Annotated in this window: 14 protein-coding genes; 5 read left to right on the top strand and 9 right to left on the bottom strand. The window is 57.8% G+C overall.

Translation table 11 applies throughout. From position 1 onward, the window contains the following. Nucleotides 1–13: 13 nt before the first annotated feature. Both VJ369_RS02530 and VJ369_RS02525 read left to right on the top strand, forming a co-directional pair. Complete coding sequence (locus VJ369_RS02530) at nucleotides 14–760, top strand: hypothetical protein (protein ID WP_324090572.1); 747 nt, start codon at nucleotides 14–16, stop codon at nucleotides 758–760. A 35-nt stretch (nucleotides 761–795) separates the two neighbouring features. Continuing rightward, nucleotides 796–2022 carry an amidohydrolase gene (locus VJ369_RS02525; RefSeq protein ID WP_324090571.1) on the top strand — a complete coding sequence of 409 codons (1227 nt, stop codon included), beginning with the start codon at nucleotides 796–798 and terminating at the stop codon, nucleotides 2020–2022. Nucleotides 2023–2074: 52 nt separating this feature from the next. Here VJ369_RS02525 and VJ369_RS02520 read toward each other — a convergent pair whose 3' ends face one another. Next, on the bottom strand, nucleotides 2075–3490 hold the full coding sequence (locus VJ369_RS02520; RefSeq protein WP_324090570.1) for a GntP family permease: 1416 nt from the start codon (nucleotides 3488–3490) through the stop codon (nucleotides 2075–2077). A 33-nt stretch (nucleotides 3491–3523) separates the two neighbouring features. Beyond that, complete coding sequence (locus VJ369_RS02515) at nucleotides 3524–4033, bottom strand: gluconokinase (RefSeq protein WP_324090569.1); 510 nt, start codon at nucleotides 4031–4033, stop codon at nucleotides 3524–3526. Nucleotides 4034–4353: 320 nt separating this feature from the next. On the opposite strand from VJ369_RS02515, the gene VJ369_RS02510 reads away from it, so the two are divergent. Next, nucleotides 4354–4614, top strand: a complete 261-nt coding sequence (locus tag VJ369_RS02510; RefSeq protein ID WP_324090568.1) for a GlsB/YeaQ/YmgE family stress response membrane protein — start codon at nucleotides 4354–4356, stop codon at nucleotides 4612–4614. Nucleotides 4615–4708: 94 nt separating this feature from the next. Here VJ369_RS02510 and VJ369_RS02505 read toward each other — a convergent pair whose 3' ends face one another. Next, nucleotides 4709–5665 carry an HNH endonuclease family protein gene (locus VJ369_RS02505; RefSeq protein WP_324090567.1) on the bottom strand — a complete coding sequence of 319 codons (957 nt, stop codon included), beginning with the start codon at nucleotides 5663–5665 and terminating at the stop codon, nucleotides 4709–4711. Between the two features lie 245 nt (nucleotides 5666–5910). On the opposite strand from VJ369_RS02505, the gene trhA reads away from it, so the two are divergent. Next, nucleotides 5911–6603: a PAQR family membrane homeostasis protein TrhA gene (gene trhA, locus VJ369_RS02500; protein ID WP_324090566.1), complete on the top strand. Its 693-nt coding sequence runs from the start codon at nucleotides 5911–5913 to the stop codon at nucleotides 6601–6603. A 61-nt stretch (nucleotides 6604–6664) separates the two neighbouring features. Here trhA and VJ369_RS02495 read toward each other — a convergent pair whose 3' ends face one another. From VJ369_RS02495 to VJ369_RS02485, 3 genes are all read right to left on the bottom strand, one after another. Then, nucleotides 6665–7942: an MFS transporter gene (locus VJ369_RS02495; protein WP_324090565.1), complete on the bottom strand. Its 1278-nt coding sequence runs from the start codon at nucleotides 7940–7942 to the stop codon at nucleotides 6665–6667. Beyond that, nucleotides 7939–9108, bottom strand: coding sequence for an acetylornithine deacetylase (gene argE / locus VJ369_RS02490; protein WP_324090564.1), 1170 nt, complete (start codon nucleotides 9106–9108; stop codon nucleotides 7939–7941). The genes VJ369_RS02495 and argE overlap by 4 nt, the downstream gene beginning before the upstream one ends. Before the next feature lie 103 nt (nucleotides 9109–9211). Then, nucleotides 9212–9889: a TetR/AcrR family transcriptional regulator gene (locus VJ369_RS02485; protein ID WP_324090563.1), complete on the bottom strand. Its 678-nt coding sequence runs from the start codon at nucleotides 9887–9889 to the stop codon at nucleotides 9212–9214. Nucleotides 9890–9988: 99 nt separating this feature from the next. Here VJ369_RS02485 and VJ369_RS02480 point away from each other — a divergent pair, with 99 nt between their 5' ends. Then, the gene (locus VJ369_RS02480; RefSeq protein ID WP_324090562.1) at nucleotides 9989–11212 is read left to right on the top strand and encodes a glycosyltransferase; all 1224 of its coding nucleotides are present in this window, start codon (nucleotides 9989–9991) and stop codon (nucleotides 11210–11212) included. 66 nt (nucleotides 11213–11278) lie between these two features. Here the strand turns inward: VJ369_RS02480 and VJ369_RS02475 are convergent, their stop codons facing one another. The 3 genes from VJ369_RS02475 to VJ369_RS02465 all read right to left on the bottom strand — a co-directional run bounded on the left by VJ369_RS02475 (nucleotide 11279) and on the right by VJ369_RS02465 (nucleotide 12566). Further along, nucleotides 11279–11473, bottom strand: a complete 195-nt coding sequence (locus VJ369_RS02475; protein WP_096255046.1) for a CsbD family protein — start codon at nucleotides 11471–11473, stop codon at nucleotides 11279–11281. A gap of 132 nt (nucleotides 11474–11605) precedes the next feature. Beyond that, nucleotides 11606–11917: a transcriptional regulator gene (locus VJ369_RS02470; RefSeq protein ID WP_324090561.1), complete on the bottom strand. Its 312-nt coding sequence runs from the start codon at nucleotides 11915–11917 to the stop codon at nucleotides 11606–11608. Next, nucleotides 11904–12566 (bottom strand): hypothetical protein, encoded by a 663-nt coding sequence (locus VJ369_RS02465; protein ID WP_324090560.1) that lies wholly within the window; start codon nucleotides 12564–12566, stop codon nucleotides 11904–11906. Before VJ369_RS02465 ends, VJ369_RS02470 begins: the two co-directional genes overlap by 14 nt. Nucleotides 12567–12675 lie beyond the last annotated feature (109 nt).

Here is a 12675-nt window from a genome sequence, read left to right as displayed (position 1 = left end):
TAAGGAGTACGCCATGCCAGAGTCAACTCAAATCCACGAGGCGCTCGGAGTCTTCGACAAGACCACCTCGCGCTGGGGCCGAATCACCATGATTATTGGCCTGTTCTTCTCGCTCGCAGCACCAGCCTACCTAGTCTTCTTTTCCGGACTGGACATTGAATTATCCGGGATCTTCGCTGCCTTCGCCGCGCTCGCTGCGGTATTCGGGGTGATCTGGATTGTCGAACCGCTGACCTACTACCCCATCCTGGGTGCCTCCTCCATGTATCAGGCGTTCATGATTGGCAACATTTCAAACAAGCTTCTACCCGCAGCAATGATCGCCCAGTCAACCATCGGGGTGAAGCCCGGCACGCGTAAGGGTGAGCTCGCCTCCGTGGCGGCCATCTGTGGTGCCGCGGCCGTGCACTTGACCTCATTGTTCATCTTTGTCGGTCTCCTGGGTACCTGGTTGGTCAGTGTGATCCCTGCCGATATCGTCCAGACCGTGCAGCTATACATCCTGCCCACGGTGATGGGCGCCGTGCTCATTCAGGCAATAGTTTCGCAGAAGTCGCCTCGCGCGGCGGTCATCGCATTGGTGGTTTCACTCATCGTGGTCTTCGTGCTTTCGCCGCTTTCACCGAAAATGGCTCTGTTCTCCACCGCGATTGCAGTGATCTCCACAGCCGTGCTGGCGTGGGTGCTGCGCGACCGCCAAAAGACAGAAGTGGCCGAACGAGCCGCGGAAGAAACCCCACCAGAGGGTCCCGTCTACTAAATCCCAATCCAGCCGCGCCGGAAGGTACACAGACAATGAGCAAGATCCCGCAATCGTTGACCATGACCGAGGCGATGTCCGCCGATCTGCAGAAAACCTACAAGTATTTACACGCGCATCCCGAGCTTTCCATGCAGGAAAGGCAAACTGCGGATTACCTCGCACGGCGGCTGGAGGCCTTGGGCCTTGAGGTATTTCGTTGCGGCGGCACCGGAGTGGTCGGCATCCTGCGCAACGGGGATGGCCCAGTGATCGGATTTCGCGCCGATACCGATGGTTTGCCGGTACTAGAGGACACCGGATTGGATTACGCCAGCAAAGACACCGGCCATCTTGAAGATGGCACCGAAGTTCCGGTGATGCACGCCTGCGGTCATGACACCCATATGGCCACCGCGTTACAAACCGCGCAGCTTTATGCCCACGGAACCGATGACTGGGCAGGAACGATCGTCTTCATCTTGCAGCCCGGGGAGGAAGTCGGTGCCGGGGCCAAGGCCATGGTCGAGGACGGGCTGTGGGACCAAGCCCCCACGCCGGAGGTTATCTACGGCCAGCATGTGATGAATGGACTGGCCGGAACCGTGACCATCATGGAAGGTGCGGCGATGACCACCGCCGATTCCTACCGCGTCACCGTATACGGTCAAGGTTCACACGGCTCGATGCCAGAACATTCGATCGATCCGATCGTGGTTGGCGCGGCCATGGTGATGCGGCTGCAGACTATCGTTTCCCGGCAGGTCGCGCCGCAATCCGCGGCGGTAGTCACTATTGGTTCCTTCCACAGCGGGTTGAAGGAAAACGTGATCCCGGATCGGGCAGTCTTCACTCTCAACGTGCGAACCTTTGAGCCTGAGGTCCGCGAGACGGTGCTCACCGCGATCCGGCGGATCATCAACATGGAGGCCGCCGCGTCCGGGGCCCCAGAACCGCTGTTCGAGGACCTGTCGCATTTCCCGCCGTTGCATAATGACCCGGTCGAGACCGCGGCGCTGACCGAGAACTTCCGCGAAGAATTCGGTGCCGAGCAAGTTCATCCGGGCCACCCGGTCATGGGCAGTGAAGATTTCGGCGCGTTGGCCTCGGCAATTGGGGTGCCCAGCGTGTTCTGGTTCTTCGGTGGCAATACATCCCAGACCCTCGCCGCCGGCACACCACCGGCAAATCACTCACCGTTTTTCGCTCCGGTCATCGAACCAACACTGAGCACCGGCGTCCAGGCTGCGGTGTGTGCCTTATATTCAAAGCTTCGAAAATAGGTGCAAAAAAAACCCCACAACGCCGCGCGTTGTGGGGTTTTTACAGTGATACCTAGGAAATCATCTTGGCGATGGCGTAGAGCACCATCACGCAAGCGAAACCGACCACCGAAACTAATGCCTGGCCAACGGTCCATACCCGCAACGTGGTGGGTACGTCCATCTGGAAGAACCGTGAAATCAGCCAGAAGCCCGAGTCGTTGACGTGGCTGGCGAAGACCGAACCTGCAGCCAAGGCAAGCACCATCGTGACTACTTCGAAGGAACTGAGCGAAGAATCGGCCAGCACCGCAGGCTGAATAATCGCCGCAGCAGTGGTCAGTGCAACAGTTGCCGAGCCCTGGGCCACGCGGACAATTGCCGCGATCAAGAAGCCAGCAACGATCAGCGGCAGACCGACGGCTTCCAGCGAGGAGGCAATCGCGTCGCCAATTCCACTTGCTCGCAGCACTCCACCGAACATGCCACCGGCGCCGGTGATCAAAATGATCGAGCAGACCGGGCCCAACGCCGAATCGACGATGGTTTCGATCAGCGTCTTTTCCTTGCCCTTACGGAAGCCCAGCAGGTACATACCCAGCAGGACTGTGATGATCAGCGCCACCGGAGTTTCACCGAGCAGACGCAACCACTGAACCCATGCGGTCTTCGGGTCAACGATCCCGGCCGAACCGAGCATGTTCAACCCGGTGTTCAGGAAGATCAATACCAGCGGCAGCAGTAACAGGCTGAATACCGTGCGTACCGATGGGGAAGATTTGAAGTGGTTCTTGTCCTGGCCGTCACCCAGCGCGGCACTCAAAATGTCAGGAACAGGAATGTCGAATTTCTTGCCCACAAACTTGCCGAAAAGGTGACCGGCGAAGTACCAGGTTGGGATCGCAACAATGAGGCCAAAGACCAGCACCAGACCGACGTTGGCGTTCAGCAGTCCGGCAGCGGCCACCGGGCCTGGGTGTGGTGGGACAAAGATGTGCATCGCGGAGAATGCGGTCGCGGCCGGAATACCGTAGAACAGCAACGAGCCGCCCAGCCGGCGGGCAACGGTGAAGATGATCGGCATCATGACTACCAGGCCGGCGTCGAAGAAGATCGGGAAACCGAAGAGCAGCGAGGCTACAGACAGTGCCAGCGGCGCACGATGTTCACCGAATTTCTCGATCAACCAATTTGTCAGCACTTCCGCGCCGCCACTGGTTTCCAGCATCCGTCCCAGCATCGCGCCCAGACCGACAAGTAGCGCCACACTGGCTAGTGTGCTGCCAAAGCCGGAGGTCATCGTGGTGATAATCGAGCCTGCAGGAATACCCGCAGCGACCGCGGTGAGCAAGCTGGTGAGCACCAACGCGACAAAGGCATGCACGCGGAAGCGGATAATCAGCAGCAAGAGCAGCGCAATGGCTGCCACCGCCACACCTAGTAACGCTGGGGTGCCCAGCGTCCAGTTCATTTCGAGCTCAGTTGTCATTGTCGTCCTTGATCAATGGAAGTAAGTAATTCGCTACTGTTTTAAAGCTTCGAGAAGATCACTGACGATCTGCTCGGGAGTGTGTGCAATCTCTGCGAGCAGAACATGTTCGTCGCTGCTTGGTTCTTCCAGCGTCGCCAACTGGCTGGTGAGCAATGAAGTCGGCATGAATTCGTGTTTGCGTGCCGCCATGCGTTCGCCAATCAACTGCTTGCCACCGGTGAGGTGTACAAAGAGCGTGTCTGGTTCGTGACTACGAATCAAATCCCGGTAAGAGCGCTTGAGTGCCGAGCATGCAATGATGACCGGTGCTCCAGTCTGGTTGCTGACCGAAAGTTTTTCGCCAATGTTGTTCAGCCATGGCGTGCGGTCCGCGTCATCCAAGGCGATCCCCGCCGCCATTTTGATGCGGTTTTCTTCTGGGTGCAGGGCATCGCCATCAATGAATTCCTGCTCCAATTTCTCGGCAAGCAGGGCACCGATGGTTGATTTACCGGAACCTGAAACTCCCATAACAATGATGGGCGTTTGGTTAGTCGTCATTTATCCACTCCGTCGTGCGCGAACCTAATATCAGCTTTTATTGAACCCGTTGTTCATAAAAGCAGATTTAAACAGCCTAGAACCGACACGCGACACTGTCAAGGAATCCAAAACGGACGATTTGCCGAAATTTTCTTATCCCTTGTCAGCAATGGAATACCTGTTTTTCTGATGCAACCTTCACGTTCAGGTTGAATCTTTCCTGAAAATTTCATTAAAAATCATCGGTACTCGTGGAACTACTACTCAATGTCGAGTATTGTCACCATCAAGTAGGTCAAACCCGACCACTTCTGATAGCTAGACCATTGGAGAGAACCATGGGATTTATTGGATGGATCGTTCTGGGCTTGATTGCTGGCGCTATCGCGAAAGCAATTTTGCCAGGTAAGCAAGGCGGCGGCTGGATCGCAACATTGGTCCTCGGCGTCGTAGGTGCCCTCGTTGGAGGTTGGATCGGCCAAGCCGTCTTCAACGCCGATGTCGACAAGTTCTTCTCGCTGTCTAGCTGGTTGCTTGCCATCGGTGGCTCATTGATCGTTTTGGTCATCTGGGGCTTCATCACCAAAAAGAGAGCTTAGTTGATCATTGAGGTAAGCATTTAGCCTCGATAACAACAAAGAGAATGGTCCGCAGTCCGGCATGCGCCGGGCTGCGGACCATTCTCTTTGTTAGCTATACTCGCCAGCGCAAACGACTGTCGGTCTTGGAACTCTTGCAGGTGTAGGTCTTACCAGCTTTGGATTTACCCTTTTTGGACTTGTCTGCGCTCTTGCAGAATGCTCCCGGATGCACGGTGCCCTTAACGTAATGGTTCTGGACTTTCTTCGGAGTTTTCGGCTTAGAACTGTCCTTGCTTCCGCCAGGTTTGATCGCCTTCACCTTGGCGGCTTTCTGGTTTTTGCAGGTGTTGAGCACCTTTTTCATGGCGTTCTTCTCGGCGCCGGTCACCGAAAGCGCGTACTTCTTCTTGACGCTCACCTGAGTAGCCACGTACTGGCAGCGGAAAGCCTTATTCTTCGGCAGCCACTCGGCGGTGTTTTTAGCACCCTTCTGTCGATTCGCAGAAGCCGAGGAGGCCATCAAATTCAGCGGGTCGTTAGCTAAGGCCTGACGTTGTGCCTGAGAGAGTTTCTGACCGCCAGAGATCCAAGCGTTTTTCAGCGCAACCACGTGGTCGATATCAACCGAGCCAGAATTCACTTTCCAGTTAATGCGCTTACCGGTGTAGCTATCCTGCAAGGTTCCGGAGCGCACGGTGCACTTCTTGCGGTCTTTGAACTTCACCTTGGACATATCGCGTGACAACGCATCTTGACGTTCGTCGCACTTATCCTTGTCAAAGTCTTTCCACCCGTTACCGAACTTCTTATTTCGGTTATATCCGGTCGCCGGAGCCTTGCCTTTAACCGGCAACGAGTTGAGCACGGTCATTGCTTTCGGTCCGGTGAGTTTGGCGCCCGGCTTGACCGCCTTAGTGCCCGTTGAAGCCAAATCAGCCATGAAGGATTGCTCAAGCAGGACATAGCTTTGGCTGAACTGGGCAGTTGACTGCTCCCTTTCAGCAGCATTTGCACAGCCGGTGAGTGCCAATGCACCAATCGCGAACATAGCCAAAACACGGCGCAGCATAATACTCCCCAAGTGATGCGAATGAATGATGATGGTGAAGCACCGAATTATCATGCGATCTTCAACCAAATAGGAGCTTACCCCGACTCTCCCCCAAAATCTGAAACCTCGCGGCATGCAGCCTGAGGCCCCGTAACTAACGACATTCAGGCCACCTGAGTGCAGGATGAAAGTTCACCATGGTGTTTCACTGGCTCCAGTAAGATTTGAGCCAGTAGACATTTTGGCCAGCTCTAAGGAAGCACATGACAAACACCGCCTCCGACGCCACCAAGACGATAAAATCTCGCTCCCGGTGGCAGCCAACTCCGGGAACCGAACGTACGCTGTGGCGTGGAATGATTCATGCCTGGGTCAGCCCGTTGGTGATTATCCTGGGGCTCCTGATTGTGGTCTTGGCGCAGGGGCAGGCCGCCGAGTGGTCCGCCGCGGTATTCGCATTGACCTCCATTACGCTCTTCGCCACCTCGGCGATGTATCACCGTGGAAACTGGTCACCGCAGACCACCGCGTGGTTCCGCCGTGCTGATCACGCAAATATCTTCTTGCTGATCGCCGGCACCTACACGCCCATTGCGGTGCAAATCCTTGACCGTTCCCAGGCGACCCTAACCTTGTCGATCATCTGGGCCGGAGCAATACTCGGGATCCTCGTCAAAACCTTCTGGCCAGCGGCTCCACGCTGGTTCTCCGTGGTCCTGTACATCCTGCTTGGCTGGGGCGCGGCGATGGACCTCCCCTCCTACTGGGCAGCCAGCCCCGCGGTCCTGCTGCTGGTCTTAGGCGGCGGGCTGTTCTACTCGATCGGCGCGGTGTTCTACGCAGCCAAACGTCCCAATCCGGTCCCGGCGGTTTTCGGATTCCACGAACTTTTCCACGTCTGCACGGTTCTGGCCTTCGGCTGCCACTGGATCGCAGTGTTGCTGGTAGTCCGGTAGACGGTATAAAAGACAGTGGCTTCGATCTCTCGGATCGAAGCCACTGTCGTTGTTGCGGTTTTTAGCGCAGCTTGTAGCGCAGGCGAATAAACGCCAGGCCGACCAAGGAGATGACCGCGATAGCCATGTAGTACAGGCTCGGAGTTTCCAACGAACCGGTAATGCTCAGCAACCAGGTCAATACCAGTGGTGCGATACCGCCAAGCAGCGTCACGCCCACGTTATAAGTGACCGAGATCCCCGACCCACGAATAGCCGCTGGGAAGAGCGCGGAAATCAGTGCCGGCAGTGGTCCGAAGTAGAAGGACATGATCACACCAAGTAATGCGATCACCAATACCATCACCGGGATACTCGGATTGCTGGTCATCAGCTTGAACAGCGGCCACGCCAGGACCAAGGCACCGACCGCCGCCCAGGTCATCACCTTGGCAGGGCCCACCCGGTCCGCCAGATGGCCGATCATCGGGACGGTCACCAACGTGATCACACCGGCTACTACTCCGCCAAGGAAGGCGGCATCGGCCGGAATATCGAGGTTTTTCACCGCAAAGGTCGGCATGTACAAGATCATGTAAACAGAAATTGTTGCCACACCGACGGCCGCGGAACCGGCCAATAGCCGTCCGTAGTGCTGGCTAAACAGTTCACCCAGTGGCGACTTGCTCTTCTTGGTGGTAATGAACTCTTCGGTCTCTTCGAGCCGCGCACGAATGTAGAGTCCCACCGGCCCGATCAGCAGACCGACAAAGAACGGCACACGCCAGCCCCAACTTTCCAACGCTTCTTGGGACAGCTGCGTGGTCAGCACATAACCGAAGCCGGAGGCCAGCAGCATCGACACACCCTGCGCGGCCACCTGCCACGAGGCGTAAAACGCCTTCTTATGCGGGGCGCTTTCGATCAGGAACGCGGTGGCCGTGCCAAACTCGCCGCCGGCGGAGAATCCTTGAATGAGACGCGAGAGCAAGATGATCAGCGCACCCCAGACGCCAACCATCGCGTAGGTTGGCGCGACGGCCATGATGAGCGTGCCGAGCATCATCAGCATCAAAGTCAGAGTCAGCGCCTTCTTGCGTCCCTGACGATCTGCGTAACTGCCCAAGATCATTCCGCCCAGTGGTCGGATCAGGTAGGAAATTGCGAAGGTCGCAAAGGTCAGGATCAGCGCGAAGGATCCATTGGATTCGGGGTAGAACAGTTTTGCGATAGTCGTAGCGAAGGTGGCGTAGACGATGATGTCGAACCATTCCAGGGCAGCGCCGATGGAGGAAGAGATCACCGCCTTGCGGGCAATCGCTAGTTGCTGCGGGGTCGCCTGCGGCGTGGCGGTGCTCATGCCGAGAGCTCCTGCACCAGGCGCAGGATGAAGTTCTCGCAATCAACAATCTGCGATAGTTCGATGAATTCATCCGGTGCGTGCGCCTGAGCAATGTCGCCAGGTCCGCACACTACCGACGGGATTCCGGCGGCGGCGAACAGTCCTGCTTCGGTGCCATAGGTGACCTTTTCATCTGTGGCGATCGCACCGCAGGCGGCGGCCAACGCGACGATTTCTTCTCCGCGGTCGGTGTCCAGCCCCGGGGCGCCTGCAATCTGTTCGAAGTGCACGGAGCCGGCAGAGTTCAGCTGCTTCATTTCTGCGTCAAGCTGCGCGGCATAGTCACGGAACTGCGCAATCAGCGCGGCCCGGTCCACTACTGCCAGCGAACGGAATTCAAAGTGCACCACGGCCTTGGAAGGGATGGTGTTCACCGCGATTCCGCCGTCAAAGCGGTTGACGTTCATGGTGGTGGTTGGCTCGATAAACGCGTCATCGCTCGGTCCGTCGGTGCGCAGCTGGGCCGAAATTTCTTCCACGTAGTTGGCAAAGCGCAGCGCGTAGGAGATCGCATTCAGCCCCTCGCGTGGCAGTGAGGAGTGGGCGGCAACGCCGTTGAAGGTCACCTGGAAAACGTTCATGGACTTGTGCCCGCGAATCGCACGCATACTGCTGGGCTCGCCGATAACCGCGCCGCGTGGAGCCAGCCGCTGGTTGGCGATTTCCTCCACCAGGCTTACCGCTCCCACGCATCCGACTTCTTCGTCATAGGACAGGGCCAGGTGGATTGGTTCGGTGAGTTTCGCTGCGGTGATTTCCGGCAGTTTGGCCAGGATTACCCCGATAAAACCCTTCATATCGCAGCTGCCGCGTCCGTAAAGTTTGCCGTCGCGGATCTGCGTGCTGAATGGCTCGCTGGACCAGTTCTGTCCATCTACCGGGACCACGTCGGTGTGCCCGGAGAGCACGATGCCGCCGGTGCGCGTGCCGTCACTGGCCGGGATGGTGGCCAGCAGGTTCGCCTTGGAGCCGTCATCGTTGTGGATCAGCTTCGAGCTGATTCCCGCTGCATCCAGCTTGGCCACCACCAGCTCAATCAGCGGCAGGTTACTGTCGCGGCTGGTGGTATCGAGGCTGATCAGTTCGTTGATCTCGGCCATCGTCGTTTCGGCTGGTACAGCCATGATGAACTCCCGTATCGTCGGTAAAGCTAGTGTTGGATTCATCGTTTCACACCAAGTCACCACCGTAAAGAAGATTTCTCAGCAAGACAATACAGCGCCAAGATTACGCTTCGAAGACTCCTGCGCCGCGCAGGTAATTCCCGATCAGTGAGCCAAACACTTCGTCTTGATCCAGCGTGGCAGCTCCCTGGAGGAAAGCGGCGGTAAGCAAAGGGTACTGCCCGCTGGCCAGCGCCTGCTGAACTTCGGTGACACCGCGCGGCTGCGCATCTTGCTGGCTCAGTTCGTTGATCACGAAGGCCGAGGTGATCGCGGTGAGCATGGCGATCGTTTGAAGTTTTTGCGTTCCAGATAATGCGGTGCCCGCCAGTGCGTTCAGCGCGGACTCTAAATAGCGCAGAGTATGAGGTCCCGGTACGCGTGCGCTCTGCACCAGCGGCGCCAGCCAGCGGTGGGCGTGCATCATCGCTCGTCCCTGGGCGGCGAGGGTGAGCAGCTGTTCTTCCGGGCTGCCGGTCAACTCGTCGAAGACGTATTCGCCGCTGACCCTATCGACCATCAAATCAAGTAACTGGTCCGAAGAATCAACATATCGGTACAGGGAGGCGGCCCCCGCGCCGATTTGCTGGGCGACGGCTCTGATGGACACCGCGCCCAGACCGCGTTCGTCCGCCAGCTCAACGGCCACCCGGGCAATCTTTTCGCGCGAGTGCGCAGGTTTGGGACCCCTGGCACTGCGGTCTGAATTTGTACCGGCTTCGTGCTTTTGTTGCTTCGGCACCCTAGATTTCTCCTGCCGTCTTCGGTGGTGTTCTACTGCCACCATTAGACTATATACTTAATTGCGAACAGTGATCGCTATTATTAGGCTGGAGAGAAAATGCGTGTACTCATGGTCACCCCTGGAACTCGTGGCGACGTCGCGCCCATGGCGGGACTCGCCGCCAAGCTGGGCACCCAAGGCTTTGAGGTGTCGATCGCGGCCAACGCGGAATACGCGCCACTTGTCACCAGCGCTGGCGCCGACTTCCACGAACTGCCCGGTTCAATGACTGAACTGGTGAACCCCGCAGCACCGGGGCAGAAAGCCGGCGCCAAAGAATTGCGCTGGTATATGCGTCAATTACGGAGCTATTTCCAGTCCGCTGCCACCGGGACGCTGCAAGCCGCCGCGCACGGGGCCGAGGTGATCATGGCCAATTCGGTGGCACCCTTTGCCTACGACATCGCCGAGGCCCTCCAGATTCCAGCCATCGGAGCTCATCTTCAGCCATCCGAACCAAGCAGCGCCTACGCGCCCATGGTTTTAGGCACCACGCGCAATTTTGGAGCAGTGGGCAACAAGCTCCTTGGGTCACTCATTAGTGCCAGCAAAGCCCCTTATGATCCGCCAGTGGCCCGTCTTCGTGCGGAGCTTGGCTTGCCGCCACGAAGCAGGTCCGCCTCGGAACGGCAGCGCAGGCGCAAAGACGCCCCGATCCTGCACGGCTTCAGCCCGTTGATAGTTCCGCGGCCAAAGGACTGGCGCGCGGGCATGAGCACCTGCGGCTACTGGTGGCCGCAGGACAGTAACGATTGGACTGCTCCCACCGAGCTTCTCGACTTTCTCGCCGCTGGTCCGCCACCGGTTTACCTTGGGTTTGGCAGCACCGAGGCGCTGGATGCAGACTTCATGCACGAGGTAGCTGCCCGAAGCGGCCGGCGATTCATCCTCCAAGGCGCCCCCGGAATTAACGAGCCGAATATCCTGGGCATCGGGAACACCGACCACCGGTGGCTATTTCCGCAGATGGCCGCCGTGATTCATCACGCCGGGGCAGGCACCACCGCGGCCGGACTACGCGCCGGAGTACCAACGATTGGCGTGCCGATCTTCACCGATCAACCGTTCTGGGCCGCTCGCGTGCATGCCCTCGGCGCAGGCGTTGAGCCGATCAAATACAAAGAGCTGAGCGTCGAGCGACTGCTCGCCGCCATCGATCAGACGCTGTCCACCGACATATACGCGGTGCGCGCTGCACATCTTGCGAAGCAGCTGGAAGCGGAGGAAGACAGTTCACTGCCGGTGATCCGGGCGTTGCACCACGTGGCTTCGTCCCGCTAAGCACCCACGTCCGCACACACCAAAGGCACCCACCGAATCTGGTAGGTGCCTTTGGATGGAAAACTTTTACTTGTTCAGATCGTCGCGAACGTCTTTAGCTGCGTCCTTGACTGCTTCGCCGGCCTGCTTGGCCTTGGCTGCTGCCTGATCCTTGACGCCTTCGGCCTGCAGGCTCTCATTGTTGGTCGCATCGCCGACGGTCTCCTTGACCTTGCCGCTTGCTTCCTGAGCCTTGTTCTTGAACTTATCGCCCAAACCCATTAGATGATCTCCTGTCGCTTGATCGAACAACTTACCTAACCGACGCTACCTGCCAATTTTTGGAGCTAGCTGGACACCAGCTTACGTTTTCCTGACCTCGTATTCCAGGTCTTGCAATCCTGCTAAGGTGCGCTAAGATTTCGCCTTTGAGCGTGCCGGGTCAAGCAGTTCGCGCAGCGCGGATTTGTAGTTTTCAAACGCCGCCCGCCCCACGGCCGTCAGGCACACATAGGTCACCGGGTTGCGTCCCTCCAAAATTTTCTCCACGGCCACATACTGGCTGTCTTCAAGTTTGCGCAGATGTGTGGCCAGATTTCCCGAGGTCATCGCGAGCAGCCCCTGGAGTTTGGGAAATGAAATTCGGTCGCCAACCCGAAGTGTGTCGAGTACCGTGACGGTGCGCAGGCGAGCCTGTGCATGTATGACCGGATCAAGCTCGCGCATGCCCACGTTCAACCACCTCACCTGCGACCAATGCTGGCTTCAGTCCGTGCAGCAACCCGAGAACTATCAACCCCAGTCCTCCCACCGCACCGGCTAGCAAGTTATAGGGCGCCGGCACCGCCAGTGAAAGCAGTCCAATGGCCATGATCCAGACCCCAAAAATCAGCTGTGTTCGATCATTGAAGATCAGCGACCCGGAGATCACCAGCACGCCCACCACTAAACACAGTGCACCTAGCGCGAAGGTCAGCAGTCCCATGGAATCCAGGCCCGCTGCGTGCAGCCGCCAGCCGAGCAAACCGGCGAAAATGATTCCCAGCGTGAAGGAATTACCGTAGATGGCACCTTCCACCATCGATGGCCCGTTCGTTCCGGAGCCACGTTTGGCCGAGTGCACCGCGGAAATCACGATGGCCAGCACAAAAGCGAGTATCCCGATGCCGACGCCGAGAAATCTTGGCAGCAACGGAGAGGCAAGCGGAGCAAAGGTGAAGAAGACCGCGATGAACGCGATGACCCAGGCGCCGCCCCAGAGCGAAAAGAGCAGCAGCTGGTTCGGACTCATGGCCTGACGTGTTTGACGCGCATCCGCCTCGATGCCATCCAAGATCCGCGCCGGATCTGTTTCTGATGTGTTCTCGTTGCTCATTGCCTGCTCTCTCCTTCATCGGGCGACTCGGTAGAGCCACAAAGTTATTCGTGATGAAAAGTACTTTGCGTTACAAAGTTAAAGATAGCACTCGAAGGTTATACGCGCT

The organism is Glutamicibacter sp. (assembly GCF_035257265.1).
In the GTDB taxonomy this organism is placed as follows: domain Bacteria; phylum Actinomycetota; class Actinomycetes; order Actinomycetales; family Micrococcaceae; genus Glutamicibacter.
This window is presented reverse-complemented; position numbering and strand designations above follow the sequence as displayed.